Origin of the sequence: Burkholderia arboris, from assembly GCF_902499125.1 — a bacterium.
Classification (GTDB): Bacteria; Pseudomonadota; Gammaproteobacteria; order Burkholderiales; family Burkholderiaceae; genus Burkholderia; species Burkholderia arboris.
In genome coordinates, this window is record NZ_CABVPX010000007.1 from 279,232 (window position 1) to 295,199 (window position 15,968).

The 15,968-nt window shown below is 66.5% G+C and carries 11 protein-coding genes; 7 read left to right on the plus strand and 4 right to left on the minus strand.

Annotated features, from left to right (window positions below):
• Window positions 1-37: 37 nt before the first annotated feature.
• From BLA15945_RS11695 to BLA15945_RS11705, 3 genes are all read left to right on the plus strand, one after another.
• Entirely contained in the window at window positions 38-3,469 is a 3,432-nt protein-coding gene (locus BLA15945_RS11695) for a hypothetical protein (RefSeq protein ID WP_174992404.1), read from the plus strand.
• A 394-nt stretch (window positions 3,470-3,863) separates the two neighbouring features.
• On the plus strand, window positions 3,864-4,310 hold the full coding sequence (locus BLA15945_RS11700) for a cupin domain-containing protein (protein ID WP_226196031.1): 447 nt from the start codon (window positions 3,864-3,866) through the stop codon (window positions 4,308-4,310).
• Window positions 4,311-4,967: 657 nt separating this feature from the next.
• Window positions 4,968-7,946: an ATP-binding protein gene (locus BLA15945_RS11705; RefSeq protein WP_174992405.1), complete on the plus strand. Its 2,979-nt coding sequence runs from the start codon at window positions 4,968-4,970 to the stop codon at window positions 7,944-7,946.
• 36 nt (window positions 7,947-7,982) lie between these two features.
• Here BLA15945_RS11705 and BLA15945_RS11710 read toward each other — a convergent pair whose 3' ends face one another.
• Entirely contained in the window at window positions 7,983-8,411 is a 429-nt protein-coding gene (locus BLA15945_RS11710) for a lytic transglycosylase domain-containing protein (protein WP_059241487.1), read from the minus strand.
• Window positions 8,412-9,084: 673 nt separating this feature from the next.
• A complete protein-coding gene (locus BLA15945_RS11715; protein ID WP_174992406.1) occupies window positions 9,085-9,417 on the minus strand; it encodes a hypothetical protein in 333 nt (110 codons plus the stop codon).
• A 540-nt stretch (window positions 9,418-9,957) separates the two neighbouring features.
• On the opposite strand from BLA15945_RS11715, the gene BLA15945_RS11720 reads away from it, so the two are divergent.
• Complete coding sequence (locus tag BLA15945_RS11720) at window positions 9,958-10,365, plus strand: VOC family protein (protein WP_174992407.1); 408 nt, start codon at window positions 9,958-9,960, stop codon at window positions 10,363-10,365.
• A 22-nt stretch (window positions 10,366-10,387) separates the two neighbouring features.
• Here the strand turns inward: BLA15945_RS11720 and BLA15945_RS11725 are convergent, their stop codons facing one another.
• Window positions 10,388-10,927, minus strand: a complete 540-nt coding sequence (locus BLA15945_RS11725; protein ID WP_059242449.1) for a P-loop NTPase family protein — start codon at window positions 10,925-10,927, stop codon at window positions 10,388-10,390.
• Window positions 10,928-11,075: 148 nt separating this feature from the next.
• A complete protein-coding gene (locus BLA15945_RS11730; RefSeq protein ID WP_059241491.1) occupies window positions 11,076-12,167 on the minus strand; it encodes a hypothetical protein in 1,092 nt (363 codons plus the stop codon).
• Window positions 12,168-12,779: 612 nt separating this feature from the next.
• Between BLA15945_RS11730 and BLA15945_RS11735 the strand changes: the two genes are divergently transcribed.
• The 3 genes from BLA15945_RS11735 to BLA15945_RS11745 are packed head-to-tail and all read left to right on the plus strand — an operon-like array spanning window position 12,780 to window position 15,768.
• Window positions 12,780-14,132: an SAM-dependent methyltransferase gene (locus BLA15945_RS11735; protein WP_196486684.1), complete on the plus strand. Its 1,353-nt coding sequence runs from the start codon at window positions 12,780-12,782 to the stop codon at window positions 14,130-14,132.
• A gap of 45 nt (window positions 14,133-14,177) precedes the next feature.
• Window positions 14,178-15,104 (plus strand): hypothetical protein, encoded by a 927-nt coding sequence (locus BLA15945_RS11740; protein WP_174992408.1) that lies wholly within the window; start codon window positions 14,178-14,180, stop codon window positions 15,102-15,104.
• A gap of 22 nt (window positions 15,105-15,126) precedes the next feature.
• The gene (locus BLA15945_RS11745) at window positions 15,127-15,768 is read left to right on the plus strand and encodes a 2OG-Fe(II) oxygenase family protein (protein ID WP_217468147.1); all 642 of its coding nucleotides are present in this window, start codon (window positions 15,127-15,129) and stop codon (window positions 15,766-15,768) included.
• Window positions 15,769-15,968 lie beyond the last annotated feature (200 nt).

Sequence of the window (15,968 nt, forward strand, 5' to 3'; positions counted from 1 at the left end):
CGAGATGTCGACTCCCGCGCTCAATCGATCGAACGGCATGCCGCCAGCACGGGCTGCCGATCACGCGGCCGATACGCCTGCCACCCCCTCACCGGGCCCGTCGACGCAAACGGATCCGGCGCCGGCGCCCGGCCAGGTCACCGGTGTGCTGGCCGGCCTGACGTCGAAACTGAAATCGCGCGCCAGGGCGGCGGGCCACGCGATCGCCCACCCGAAGCGGCCGAATCTCCCGATGGAGCTCACCGCGCTGTCGGTGCTCAAGGTCGGCACGAAGGGCCGGCCGGTTCTTCCGCATCAGACGAACGATCCCGCCCGCGACGTTGCCGTTCCGCCGCCCGCGTTGTCCGGCGCGACGCGTCCCGATTCGCTCGCCTATGTGCGGCCCGAAGGCGCGATGCGCAAACCGGCGCAATCGATGCAGCAGGCGCTCGGCGGCTTCAGCGCGCACGCGGCCGACACGACACCCGCTGGCGGCGACGACGGCATCGGCGATCCTGCCGCGGCCGCGCGCCGTTGTTTCGCCAGCCGCGACCCGGCCAGCATCGACCGTCTCGTCACGGATCTACGGCACGCGCTCGCATCCGCGCCGGGGCTGCCGCCGGCAGGCCGCGCGTGTCAGGCGGAACTGCTGATCGATGCGCTGGCCGACGTGTGCTACGGACAGCCCGATCTCGCCCGCGACGTGTTGCGTCGCCTGCAGCAAGGCCTGTCGATCCAGTCGCAACCGGCACGCGATGCCGGCTTCATCGACAACCATCTGACGGCGCTTGCGTGGCGAACGGCCCAGAAGCTCGCGGTTACGGCCAGCGGCTACGACTGCGTGCACGCGCTGGCCGGTCGCACCTGGCCGCCGGCGGACGGCGCGGCGCGATATGCGCCGCGCGTGTGGCTGCAGGCCGCCGATCGGCTGGTCGACACGACGCGCTGCGATGCCGATCCCGCGGGCGTCGAACGTCACGCGCGGGCACTGGCCGGCGATACGTCGGCCACGAAGCCCGCGCATGCCGCGTGGCTCGTGCGTGCGGCGTCGCGGCTGTGGCGCAGCCAGAACGCGGACGGGCTGAACGCGTCGGACAAGGGCGCGTTGCTCGCCGGCCGGCAGGGCTTTTTCAGCGATGGCCCCGGCACGCCGTTTGCCGCGACGAAGAACCGGCTCGCGCGTTTCCTGAACCACACGATTCCGCGCGCCACGTCGGACCACTTCGAGCCTGCGCAGGACGAACGCGACGAGGCGGTGCCGGTCGCGGCGCAACGCTCGGCGTTCGCGGCCGCGGTGCGGCCGTTCGGGTACCGGAAGAGCGCCGTCGCGGCGATGCAGGACGGTGTGCCGGGCGCGAGCCTCGGCGCATGGTCGAAGGACGAACAGGTGCTCGACGCCGCGCTTCGCGATGCCTTCGTCGCGATGGACGAACACCCCGCGGTGCGCGAACCTGCGGCTGGCCCCGCGAAGCTGAAGAAGGACAGCCGCGCGATTCACGAAACGGTTGGCGCGGCCGAACTCGCGGTGCTGGCCGAATTGTCGCGTACGCCCGGCGCCGGCCGGCAACCGGTCGGGTACGGGATGAAATTCGACGATGCCACGGTCGGCCTCATCGCCGCACGTGTCGTGCACACGCTCGACGACGCCGCCATCGACCGGCTCGCGCGCCGCGCCGTGCAACGGCCCGGTGCACGCGCAGCGCCCGTTTCCGTTCGGTCGACGCTGCGCGCAGCGCGCGTGCGGCGCATGCTCGCGGCATTCCGCGACACGCTGGCGGGCGCCGACCGAAGTCCACAGGCGCGAGCCGATGCGCTCGAACGCGTGCGCAAGCATCTGATCGGCGGCTCGGACGTGCTCGACGCGAAGAAAATCGGCCTGTGGCGCAAACACGTCGGCGACGACGTGCCGCCGGCCGTTGCCACCCGGTTCGACACGATCGACCGCATCGCGCTCGGGAAAGCGGTGAAGCCGCGCGGCACGACGACGGACGATTACCGCGACGCGGGCGATCGCATCATCGACGCGCTCGAAGGCAGCGGCAAGGCGATCGTCACGGAAGGCGGCGTGATCGGCGCGAGTACGCGCGGCGTCAGCGCGACCGCCGCATCGTTCCCGTGGATTGCACCGCGGCTCAACGTGCAGGCGTCGCACGGACGTCAGTCGGTACTCGAATTCAGCCGCAGCACGGCCGCCTACAAGATCGGCATCGGCACGCAGCGCCGGAACCGCTTCGAGGCCGGCGGCGGCCTTCAGGTGGGGCACAACTTCAGTATCGTGCGTGCGGCCGGCAACGTCGAGGTCGGGCATGAGTGGGACGACACCGAACAATGCACGGTCGACCTGTGCATCGCGCGGCGGCTGCATCCGGTCAACGACGCCTATGACGACTCGGCCGGCAGGCGGCAACTGAAGTCGGTCAACCGCTACCTGTTCGACAACGCCGGCAGGGGCAAGGGCGAACGGGCGCTCTGGAACGAACTCGGCAGCCGCTTCTTCGACAACGATGACTTCTCGGTTGCATGGAACAACCAGACCGCCAGTTTGCGGAAGGTCCAGGTGGCGACCGACCTGCGGGCCGGCGTGAAGATCGGCGCGGGCCAGTACTCGGCGCGCGCGACCGCGGCGCTCGGCGACACCTACCAGTGGGTGCACCGCGCCGAACTCGATTCGGTCGACGCGAGCGGCCAGACGAAGATCGAAGGCCATCGCGTCGGCAGCGGCCATCGGGCCGGCGTGGAGGCCGGCATCAACGTCAGCATCAGCGATCAGTTGCAGAACGCGCAGACGGGCAGCGCCGACCCCGCCGATGTCGCGACCGTGTCGATCTTCTCGCCGAAGCTGATCGGGGTCGAGGTACCGGTGCACGACTCGTTCCATCAGGCGAAGGCGACGCTCGTGCGTGAACGCGGCAGGCTGCAGGTGCGCGCGTCGAATGCCGACACCGAATTCGCGAACTTCACGCAGTACAAGAACGCGCTGCGCAACGATCCGGCCTGGCTGCTCGCGTTCGGCGCGACGCCCGGGCAGCCGCTGCCGGCCGCGGCGGCCGACTACGAGCGGGCGCTCGCGGCCGGCCGCGAACGCATCGAGCAGTACCTGTCGCAGATCGCCGAAAATCGCGTGCAGAACCTGCGCTTCGTGCTGCGGCGGCGCCTGCGCGATCATGCGGCCCGCGAAGCCGACGCGCTCGACGACCGGATTGCGTCACTGCGCGCCCGGCATCGCGGCGACCCGCCGGAGCACGACATCGACATGTTGCTCGACCGGCGCGATGCGCTGCTCCGGCGCGCCGACTCGTGGTTGCCGACCGAACTGCTGACCGTGCAGGCGACCGACCGGCAAATCACGGCAGGGCTGCGGCTGGGGCTGCAGATCGCGGTGCAGAAAGGCGCGCGCGGCGAGCATGAAGTGGCCGCGCTGAAGCTGTCGCCGCGCGAAGCCGACCGGCTGGACCGGAATTGGCCCCGGCAGCCCGAAGCGCGGGCGTGACGGGCAGCGTCGCCGCCCGGGTAGGCCGCTGCGTTTTGAGGGACGCGCATTCGCAATTGCGGGGACGCTGGCATGAAATGCGACGATCATGAAGTCGCGCAACGGCGATGCCCAGTCGTTGCGGCCCAGACGTATCACGCGGCGCGCCCGACAAGGACCAACACCGTCCGGAGAGCGACGTGGGCGTATGGGGCCGTGGCGTCAACGGGAACTGGCAGGACTGAATCTCCCGAATTCGTTTGAAACGAATGAATGAAGGCGGATTGTCTTTCCATAAGTTTATCCAGGGTCGCGCGCAATTTATTCTTGCTTGTCGTCTTGCGCCGAAATCGCGACATTAGCGGCTGTTCGATATCGACACTGACGAGGGAATTCGGCAATGAAGCCGTCAAGCATGACAACGTGGGTGACTGGCGCGGACCACGGACGTGTGGCTGCGATGCGCACGCTCGCGCGCGGCGCGTTGGCGTTCGCGACGTTCGCGTTCGCGCAGTCCGTACCGGCGGCCGGCAAGGCCCCCGACAGCAAGCCAACGGTCGTGCTGCAGCGTGTGCCCGTGCCGGACACCGGTCGCGAGATGGGGATGGGGCTTGCCGAATTCCCGCCCGATGCGCTCAAGCCGCGTCATGCGGCCACCGGGCCCGAGCTGTGTTACGTCCTTGAAGGCGAAGTCGTCGTGCAGGTGGACGGCAAGCCGCCGGCGACGTTTCACGCGGGCGAGACGTTCCGGTTGCCGGCCGGCGTCGCGCACGTGACGCGCGCCGGGCCGGCCGGTGCGAAAGTCGTGGCTGCGTGGGTGCGCACGCCGGGCCAACCCTTCAACGTCCCGGCGCGGCACTGATGCCCGTGTCGCCAGTCATCGCGTGGCCGGAATGCGCAATGCGCTGTCCCGATTGCACAATGACGACCGGTGGTTACGCAGGGGCGATTCGACTATTCCTTGGAATCGACTTGTGTCGTTATGTGCAGATCCGGAGAACAAGCACGTAATTCCGACTAAAATGCATTTCCGGATTCATTGCAATAAGCCAAGGGGTTGCCTGCGACATCGCGCCCGTTCAAAAAACGTGTCACTCAACCGGCATGCGCATGACATTCAATGCTTCGAGAGAAACGCGCGGATATGAATGCGCGATCCGCGATCACGGCGACATCGCGTCGCGCCCATTGTCGGGGTGACCGGCTCGACCGGTTGTCCGTCATGCCCACGCGCGGTGCGTGGCCGGCTCGCGACGAGCCCGGTCGCGGGGCGGCACGCGTGGCCGCCACGAAATAACCTGTCCGGACTGTCCCGGTTGACGGTTGCGTCCGGATTCCGCCGCGGCGGATGCGCGCGTCGGGCATTACCGGTGTGCGCCCAGGTGCATCCCTCATCCCCGCGAGCCCCGGATCGGCCTGGACGAACCGGCGGAGCGGGCGCAACGGTGGAGCAGGTTCCCGTCGACATGAAAACCCCGATTTCCTTCGCGCTGAGCGCCGCGCGCCCGAGGGCCGGCGCATGAAGAAACGCTCGTCGCCACCTGCTTCCGCCGCGCATGTCACGCTGTTCGGCCGTTTTGCGCTCGATCGCGACGCACGCGTGCTGTACGCGGAAGGCAGCGCGCTGCCGGTCAACGAGCGCGCGATGGCCGTGCTGATCACGCTGGTCGATGCCGCGGGCAAGATCGTTTCGATCGAGCAGTTTCAGCAACGCCTGCGGCCGGCGTCGTCCGTCATGGCCCATAGCGTGCATGCGCTCGTATCGCAGTTGCGCCGTGCACTGGGCGACGATCGCGGCATGATCGAAACCGTGCCGCGTCGCGGTTACCGTTTCGCCGCCGAGTGGTATGACATTCGCGACCGGCTGGGCACCGCCGACAACGAGCCTCCGGCGGCCGATGCCGATGCCGATGCCGATACGGAGCCGGACCGGCAACAGGCCGGCGATCGCGACGCGTGGCCCGACCGTGGCCCCGACCTCGAAGGGGCGCGAAAGCTGCTGATCGGACGCGATGCCGAACTCTCGGAATTGTCGATGCGCATTGCGCAACACCGGCTGGTCACGCTGATGGGCGCACACGGCAACGGCAAGACGCGGCTCGCGCACGAGACGGCATTGCGCGTCGCGGCATTGTTCCCGGACGGCATCGTCCGCGTCGAGCTGGCCGGGCTGACGCTGCCCGAAGGCGTGCCCGACGCGATCGCGGCGCAGCTTCCGCCACACCCGCACGTCAAACCGGCCGCGCAAGGGCTCGACGGGCTGATCGCGCGACTCGCCGGCCGCCGGATGCTGCTGATCGTGGACGATTGCGACCCGCTCTCGCATGAGGTCGGCGTGTTGATCGACGCATTGCTGACGGCCACCGACGTGTGCGTGATCGTGTGCGCGGAAGCGCCGTTGTTCATCGCCGGCGAATACGTGCTGCCGCTGGCGCCGTTGCGCTTTGCGCTTCGGCCGACGAACGACGTGACGCCGGTCATGCCGGACGCGCCGCCTTCGGATGCCTGTCAGCTGCTCGCCGCGCAGCTCGACGCATGCGGTGCCCGGTTCGCGAGCGACGCCGCCGGCACGGCGTCGAACGACACGCCGGCCGCGCACGTGCAGCGCCACCTGGAATCGATCTGCCGCGCGTTGAGCGGCAATCCGCTGGCCCTCGACCTGGCGGCGCGCCAGATTGCGGGTGCCTCGCGCGGCCGCACGACGCCGGCCGAAGCCGTCGCGGCGTGGGATGCGCGCTGGCGCCGCTACATCCTGCAGCGAACCGGCGGCCACGAGCTGGCCTTGCCACCTGCGGCACTGGTGCCGACCGTGGTCGCCCATGCGTATCACGCACTCGATGCCGGCGCGCAGCACGTCCTGCGTTGCGCAAGTCTTTTCGCGGCGTGGTTCGATGTCGCGGACGTTCACGCGGTATCGGCGGAGGGCGACGCCACCCGCGCCCCGGACGACGCATCCGCCATGCAGGCGATCGTGTCGACGCTGATCGATGCCGGCCTGCTGATCGAACACGCGTCGAGCGACGCGCGTCGCCTGTTTCAGGTCCCGGCCGCCGTCCGCCGCTTCACGCTCGGCGTGCCCGCGCACCGGCCCGACCAGGCACGCGCGGCCGCCCGCCATGCGCAACGGATCGCCGAACGGCTCGACGCGGCCGGCCATCGCGCCGGCGAACCCGCGTCTCGCGCGCCCGCACTCGCCGACGTGCGCCGGGCCGTCGGCTGGTCGATCGAGGCACGGCATTTCCACACCGCCGCGCGGTTGCTGCGTCATTCGGGATCGCTGTGGGCTGCCGCGCATCTCACCGGCGAGTGGACGGTCTGGACCGGCCGCGTTCTGGATCACGACCTGTCGCGCTCGATTCTGAAGGTGCGCGATCTCATGCAACTGCAACTGACACTGGCGCAGGCGATGCAGCAGGCGACGCCGGCGCCGTTGCCGGCCGACACGATCGCCGCGTGGTGGCGCGTCTACGAACTCGCCACCGCCTGTGCCGACGATGCCAGCCGGCTGCATGCGTTGTCGGTCCTGTTGCTGCGTACGCTCGAAGCCGGCTTCAGCGACGATTCACCCGAACTCCTGATGCGCGTGCGGGCACGGATCGCGCAGGAATGCGAAGTGTCGTCGTCGCATCGCAGCTTCGCGTTGCTGCGCGGCGCGCTGCTGACGCTGGACGGCCGCCACGACGAGGCGATTGCGCTGCTTTCGCCGCATGACGAACCGGTGCGGGAGGCGGATTGCGATGCCGACGAAGCCGCCGATGCCGTCGATGCCGTCGATGCCGCCGATGCCGCCGATGCCGCCGAAGCCGCCGAAGCCGGTGCGCCGGACACGTGCCGTCCCGACTACATCACGTCGGTTGCGGACAACGCGCTCACGATATCGCTGTGGCTCACCGGCGCGCAGGCGATCGCGCATCCGACCTTGTTGCATGCGTTGCAGGGCGCGCGGCAGCAGTCCGATCCGCTGTCGCGTTGCGCGGCCGCGATGATGGCCTGCGTGCTGTTCCTGCTCGAAGGCGACGCGCCGCGCGTCGCGCAACAGGCCCGGCTGCTCGTCGACGTCGCGCAGCGCAACGGGCTGCCGGGCTGGCGCAACATCGGCCGCCACTTCCTGATGTGGGTCGACGCGACCGACGAAACGCACGAAGAGACCGGGAAGCTGATCCAGCTTGCGCTGCGCAATCTCGCGCGCGGCCACGTGAGCATCATCGACCTGGCGATACTGGACCGGTTTGCCGGCGCGGTGCTGCAGCTGGCCGGCGGCCCGGCTTTGAACCGCCTGTTCGAGCAGACGACCGCGAATCTGCCGGCCAGCGGACGCCGCTGGCTGCTGCCGGAAGCGTTGCGCGTACACGCGGTCGTGCGCCACCGCGCCGGCGTGCCGGCGGACGACGTACGGGCGTTGCTCGACCAGGCAACGCACGAAGCCCGCCGGCAGCGCGCTTCGCTGCTCGAGCGGCGGATCTCGGCGACCGTCGAGCAGATCGTCCCGTCGCGGTAAGCGTCATGCACGAGCGGGCGGCGCCTGCCGCCTGCTTCAGTTCGACTGCATCCGCTGCACGATCAGCCGGACCTGGGCCGCATAGCGGTCGCGTTCCGCTGGTGTTTGCGAATGGTATGCGCCGACCGCCTTCCACGTATTGCCGTACTTGAGCATCATCTTGCGCAGGTGCCACGCGGCGATATAGACGCTCGCGCAAGGATCCATCAACGTGTGCGACGTGATGCCGTACGTCGACAGCGTCGTCAGATGGATCGAGTTGATCTGCATCAGGCCATAGTCGATCGACCCGTTGGTGTTGACGCGCTTCGCGTTGACGTTGTCGTGCGATTCCTGCCATGCGAGCGCGCGCAGAATCGTTTCGTTGACGTGCTGGTAGGCGGCGGCTTCGGCGAAGCATTCGGCATGGGCGACAGGCGTCAGGTACGGCAGCAGCGCCAGAAGCGCGATCGCTCGGATGGCCATGGGTTCGATCGTCGGAAGGATTCGGGAGGATGAGGCATCCATCATGCTCGTACGACTCGGACGGGTGAGGGGGGCGCACGCGAATCCACGGCGCGCGGTGCGAATTCATAGCGTCGTCGCACGTGATTTCGCATGCGCGCCGGACGGCCGGAGGCATGGTCGCGATCATCGACGTTTGTCCCGTGCCGAACACGCCTGATTCAGGGGAACGACGTCATGCCGAACATCACGCGATCTGCCGGCGGCCTCTCGAACGCGTCCCGCCGCTCGTCTTCGCCGGAGCCAGGCGAATCGGAGCCGGGGGCAGGCTCGGGGCCGGATGTCGATACCCGGTCCCGTGCCGCTGCAGGCATGCCCCCGCCGTTGCCCGGGCGACCGGTCTTTCTCAAGCGCATGCAATCGTCCTCCGTGCGTCGGCCAGACCGCCGTTACGCCACGGCGAGAGGTGCGATCGTCAGGCACATGAACGAAATTTTCGATACCGTCCCCGCCCAGGTGGCGCTGACGGCGCCACGCGCGGCGCCATCCCGCAAGCCTCGTCTTCGACACGCACGGCATGCCCGACGCGCAATGACACCGTCTACCCGCCGGGAGGCGGGCGGGCAACGCGATCGATCGTTCCGTCGATCGCGCTCGCGGCATGCCGCGTCGGGACGTGGGGCGTACCCGTACGCTACTTGGTCTCGGTTGCCTTCAGGATCCCCCCCGAACCGGCCTTGATTGCCTCGGCCTCGGCCTGCGTCAGACTCAGCTTCGACTGATACACCGCCAGTTGCATCTGCGATTCGGAATAGCGCTCCAGCGATGCAGGTTCGCTTTCACGAACCTGCGGCTTTCTCGCGTGTCGTTCCGCCGCAGGATCCATCCGCGGTTTGAGGTCGGCGAGTTTCCCGGCAACGGCGGGCCGGTTCGAAAATCGGGACGGTCTGCGCGTATCGGGCTCGTCCGTCGTTGATGGATGCTGAAGCGGGGCGACGTTCGCGCCGCCAACACGTGATGTCGACATGTCCGGACTCCGGCGTCTCGCATTAAAAGTCCGTTCTAACATGGCCTCGCCGGCGCACGGTCGACGCACGCGAATGATCGTCGCGCGATGCGAATCCCGCTTGATTCCCGCGCATCGACGCGTTGCGCCGAGAGGCCGGACTTCGTGGCTTCGTCGACGGTTTCGGCGGTGCGGCGACGCACGCACCGCCGGGCATCGAGCGTCGACACGCAGGCCTCCCACAGGACATCTGGCGCCGTACGCGCGACGGCCGCGGTAACGCAATCGGCGCCGCTCCGACCGCGGACCGATTCTTCCGCGCCCATCGACCGCTCTGCCGACGGGCCCCGGGAACCCGCCGGGTCGCTCGCCGCGAATGCGAGTAGCGCAATCCATCGAGATCGTCCCCATACCCCGACCGGCGGCCCCGCGCGGGTTCGCGCGCCGCCCGGCACACGCGTCCAATGCGAGTTGTCGAATGTGAGCCGCAGCTCATATTCTGAAGTCGTCGGGCGGCAAGGCATGGGGCCTCCGCCGATCACCGCATCAGAGAGTACGACCATGACCGAAACGACCCAAACGATGAAGCTCAACCACCTGAGCTTTCCCTCGGCCGACACGCTGGCGACGGCCCGGTTCTTCGAGCGATACCTCGGCTTCACGATTGCCGGAAGCTGGGACGAATCCTGGATTCTCAAACGTCCGGGCTTCGACGTCGTGATCGATCACGTCGGCGACGGCGTGCCCGCGTGGCCGACGAATTTCCACGTCGGCTTCGAACTGCCGAGCCTCGATGCCGTGCGCGCGCTGTTCGAGCGCTTCACGGCGGAGGGCGTCGCGATGGAGACGGACATCTTCAACAACGGGCGCGGTTCGCGCTTCTTCTGTCGCGCGCCGGGCGGCGTGATGTTCGAGCTGAACACGCGCGCGGATGCCGCACCGGAATATCAAGGCACCTTCGACGACTGACGTGGGGCGATTCGTACCGCGCTCAACCGCGACCGGCATTGCGTGCCAGCATGTCGATGAACGCGCGGGTGCGCGAAGGCTCGGTGATCTCCGTCCATTGCAGGTGCGCGTATTTCGGATCGTCGCGCAGGCCGGTGAACTTGACGCGGTTTTTCGCGAATGTCGTGCATGACCACAGCAGTACCGAGTCTCGCGAGCAGAACGCCATCCGCAGCGACTCCCGGTTGCCGTGAGACAGCTCGGTACGCATGAGCCCGCGGCTGATCGTGCGCCAGAGTACCCGCGAGAATACGGTCCAGCGCCCGAAGTTGAGCCAGACGACGTGCGTGGCTCTCGACCACAGCACGTCGCGCACCGCGCTGTAGTTCCCGTCGGCGACCCAGTGGTCCCCGGCGGTTGCGGCCAGCACGGCGCGCTCGAACTGCTCGGGCGGCACGGCGGCCCAGTTGCGACCCCAGTAGAGCCGGTCGAGTTCGATGTAAGGGCAGTCTGCCGCTGCTGCGAGCGCGCTGGAGAAGATGGATTTCCCCGATCCGCTTGTTCCGACGACGACGACGCGCATGTGTTTGACCGCGGGCAAAGGGCGAAGCCGCGTATTGTGCCCGATGCACGGGAACGGCGCCGCTTGGCCGGTCGACTCATCGCCGTTGGCCAACCGGTTCCGGCCGGCTGCCGATGATTCGGCGAGCCGGCCAAGGACCGAACACCGCTTACCGGAGCGACACCACCATGTTCTGCGTGTTGCCGACGGGAACGTAGTCGAACTTGAGGCGCTTGCTGTCCGATTGCGGTACGCCGTCGATGGCAACGACCCGCTTGTTCAGCATCGCGGACTGTTCGAACGCACTGCCGGCGCCGTAGAGCGTGAACTTGCCCGTGCTCCTGGACTGAGGGCTCGACTGAAAGTTGAACAGGCCTTCCGGGTACTGCCGGTTGCTCAGGAAGTCGAAGGGCTTTCCGCCGGAGTAGGTATCGAATTCCACATCGGCATGATCGGCGATGGAAAAAATGGCGGTCGATGCGCTGTCGTAAAACTCGACCGCGTCGGTGACGAACGTCGCCCGTGCGCTGTCCTGGGCCGCAACCCGCACGCTCTTGCGCAACGTGATCTTCTTGCTCTTCACCGCGCTCTTCGCGCTGTTTCCGAACGCGAAACGCGATTCGGCGATCTCCAGCTTGCCGCCGGTCGCTTCCAGGTTCAGCGAATGGTCGTCGCCCGGCGCCCGCGGCAACTCGGTCGGCAGGACGAAATACTCGCTGAACGTCAGCACGACCTCGTCGGCCCGGACCTTCACGGCCGATCGTCCCTTGACAAGCAGCCGCTTCGTGCTGGCGTACAGCCCGCAGTCGACCTGATAGCGGCTGGCGCCGGCCAGCTTCAAGTCGAGGAGGAGGTCGATGTACATGCCGAGCACCAGCGGATCCAGACCGCCTGCGTTCACCTTGTCGAAATGGCTGGCTTCGAACGACGCGTCGGTGAGCGTGAAGTTGACGAACGGATGTCCGATGAGCTTGTACGGATACGGCCCCATCGTGAAATCGACACCCTTCGGATCGCCGGACACACCGCGCAGGACGAGTGCGCCGCTGCGGAGATCGATTTCGGTCGGCGGAATCGCGTTGTCGAAATGTCCGCCCCATACCGACGACTGCCTGGAAAGCAGCATCAGCGTTCCCGCGGGGGGGATCATCGTGAAGGACTTGCCGGCTTCCTTGTCGAAGGAGGCGGCACTCAGTTCGTACGGCCCCGGAATGTCGTAGGTCTGGTTTTCGTCGGGATTCCAGATGAAGATTTTCGACATGATGCCCTCCTGATTGAGTTGATCGGAATGCGCAGGTGTATCGAATCGACCCGGGTCGCTATTGAATCCTGGCAAGCAATGGCTGATTTTTTATCGGCCTTGATGAAAATCCAGAGATCCGGGTTATGGAGAAAGAACGAAAACAATATAGAAGTGGTTATTTTAAAAGGCGATTACACTCGATTACACGGACTGTCGCGGCAGCACCGGCATCGGTAACCGTCCGTACGACGGCGGCACCGCCTCAGGCGCGGAGGGTGCCACGAGGCAAGCCATACCCCGGCCGGGGCTTTGTTTCGAGTTGTTCAATTCAGCCGGGCATTGTTGATTGCCGCGTAGCCGGTTTCGGAATATTCGAACCAGGCAGGGAGGCAAAGCTTCCTGAAAATGTTCAATTTTCTTTCGGCGAATTTTCAAGTGTGCGATCAAATTCAATTCAATCAAATTTGGTATTGAATTTGTCGAAATCCGGCCCTATACCTAATGACGCGCACGTGATTGGAATTCTGTCGTGCGGTGTGCGCGCAGGTTTTATGCATGGGCGGAGCAAGACCGTCTTAGTCGTTCCGGCGTGTTTTCCGAATCCTGATTTCGGGAGATCGATATGTTCGATTGTCTGATAGCGGAGGACGTACTATGAGCGCGGCCAAAGGCAGGCTGGTGGTGATCGGATCGGGCATCAAGGCGGTTGCGCACTTTACGCTGGAAGCGCAGGCGCATATCCAGCAGGCGGACATCGTGCTCTATGCGGCGGCCGACCCGGTCACCGACATGTGGATCGAGGCGCAGAACCCCAACGCGTTCGATCTCTACCAGTATTACGCGGACGACAAGGCGCGCGTGATCACGTACGTCCAGATGATCGAGCGGATCATGGCGGAGGTGCGTGCGGGCAAGTACGTGTGCGCGCTGTTCTACGGTCACCCCGGCGTATTCGTGACGCCGTCGCACAATGCGATCGCGATTGCCCGCAACGAAGGCTACGATGCCGTGATGCTGCCGGCGGTTTCGGCCGAGGACTGCCTGTACGCGGACCTGGGCGTGGACCCGAGCGTTCCGGGCATGCAGATCTACGAGGCGACCGATTTCCTGTTGCGGCGTCGCAAGGTGGATACCACCGCCAACTTCATCCTCTGGCAGGTCGGTTGCATCGGCGACCTGGGCTTCAAGTTCGGCGGCTACCGGAACGACAAGTTCGACGTGCTGCTCGACTATCTCGAGGAGATCTATGGCGCCGAGCATCCCGCCATCAACTATGTCGCCAACATGTTTGCCGGGCCGCCGCAGATCGACCGCCACGTGATCGGTGACTACCGCGACCCCGACGTGAAGGCGAAGGTCTCCGGCATCTCGACCTTCTTCATTCCGGCGAAGGACGGCATCCAGTCCGATGCCGGCATGCTCGCCAAGCTTGGCCTCGCCAGAATCAGCGAGGCGCGCCGCAACCCGTTGATCTGCGACCGCGAAGACTATCGCGTACTGGCCGAAATCGCCCGGCGCAACATCCACAATCACAAGGTACCGCCCGGCTACAAGTACAGCTTCGCATCGGAAGCGTTGTACCAGACGCTGCTCACGCTTGCGCTCGACCAGCGTGCCCAGGGCGAGTTCCAGACCAACCCGCGAGCCTACCTCGATTCGCGCGCGGGCCTGACGGCCGAGGAGCGGCGCAACCTGCTGCTCCAGCACACGGGCGTCACCCGGATGATGTTCAAGCGCGATCCGGACAAGGAGGCTGTCCGGTTCGTCGGCGCCGCGCTGCTCGATCCGGAACTGGCCCGCGAATACCGCGATCGTCAGGCCGCTGCCGCGCAAGCGGTTGCCGACCACGAGATTCCGCTCGGCGAGTACGAAGGCGTGGTCGCGTCCTGGTTGCGTCGGCAGGGTTTTGCCGCCACGCCCGCCGCCGTGACCCGGGCCATGGAAGCGGTCCATACCAGCAAGGACGACCTGAGCCTGGCCTGAGCGCCTGCACGCGCTGTCCCACCACCTGAAAAAGAGGAAAAGACCATGGCTTCCTTCGACGTGTCCGGCACCTATATGACCAGCTGGCTGCAGCCGGACGGAAAAACGTACATTCCCGGGCCGGTCGTGATCGATACCGGCAACCAGTCCGTCACGCTCAACGGCGCCGCGATCGCTTCTCCGTCGTTCACCGCAACCGGGGTGAGCTGGGCCGCGACCGGCGGCAATGCGACGTCTGCCAGGCTGACCTTCTACCAGAACGGCGGCGTCAACGGCTTCGTCGGCGTGTTCTCGCAGGGAAGCGACCCGTTGCCGACCGCCAACAACCTGTTCGGCAACGCCGGTGCCGCCACCCAGCAGTTGTCGACGTGGAACGGGACGTACAACCTGTTCAGCCTGACCGCGGACGGCAAGAGCACGCCGCTGAGCGACAAGCTGGTCATCAGCGCGCCGCAGGTCACGTACGGCGGGTCGATCGTGAACAAGCCCGTCTATACCGGCGAGAAGGGGCCGAAAGGCGAGATCGACCAGCTCGCGTGGTTCAGCGCGAACGGCAATCCGCAGAATGCGATCATCCAGTTCTCGAACGCGCAGGCGCCGACGTTGACGCTCTACGGGGAATTGTGGAACAGCGGTGCGCAGCCCACTTACGTCAATCTCTCGGGGACCACCAAATCCAGTTCCGCCCCGCCGAACATCACGGTGGTCGCCGCGCTGATCAGCAACACGTCGACCGAAGTGACGACGGAGGTGACGACCGAGGTCACGACGGAAGTGACGACGGAAGTCACCACCGAGGTGACGACGGAGGTGACCACCGAGGTCATGACGGAAGTCGCGGTGGCGGTGGTCGAGGTGCTGGCGGAGGACGACGACAAGCCGTCACCCGGTTCGACCAAGGCGTCCCTCCCCAAAGAGGATGCCGCGGCGGCGGAGAAACTGCTCGAAAAGGCCCTGGCGCTTGCGGCGTGAGCCGTGCGACGGGAGGCCCTTCATGGCATCCGATCGCGGCCCTGTCCGGTACCGCAGCGTGGAGACGGTCGAGGTGGCGGGGCGCGCCCTGCCGCTGTCGTCCGTCTTCGCCTACGATACCGCGCGGTGGGATTTGCGTGCGACCGTGGCGGAGTTTTTCGGCACCGACGCGCTCGAGACGCTGCACCTGGATCCTCGCTGGAACCCGCAGAAGACGGACCTCACGCTGCCGCATCACTTCGTGACCCGAAACAGCTGGGACGTCAGCAAGGCCTTGCACGCAGCGGTCGCCGAGCGCTCGATGGCGCTGATCCGGTCGCTCGTCTTCGATCATGTCGACGGATTCGCCGGCCCGATCCGGAGTTGCCAGCCGATTGCGATGATGCGGGTCAACTTCCACGGCTCGCGTGCGATCCTGCGCTTTCATCGTGATGCGGAATACGGGCAGCGGCCGAATCTGGTCAACATCTGGCTGCCGGTGACACGCACCTTCGACAGCAATTCGATGTACGTCGAATCCGCGCCGGGGTTGAGCGACTTCAAGCCCGTCGAGCTTGAATACGGCGAAGGATTCATGTTCTACGGCACCGAGATGATGCACGGCACGCTGGACAACCTGAGCGGGGCGACGCGCATCTCGTACGACTTCCGGTTCTCGATATAGCGCCGGGCGTTCAGGCCGCCATTTTGTCGCCGACACCTGCTTCAACGCCTCTTCGACCCACCGCACGTCGCCCGCCTCGCGGGGCGGGCCTGCTTGAACGGTGCCGAGGTGGCGCTGGCGCCCGAAGCGAGAAGCGAGAAGCGAGAAGCGAGAAGCGAGAAGCGAGAAGCGAGAAGCGAGAAGCGAGAAGCGAGAAGCGA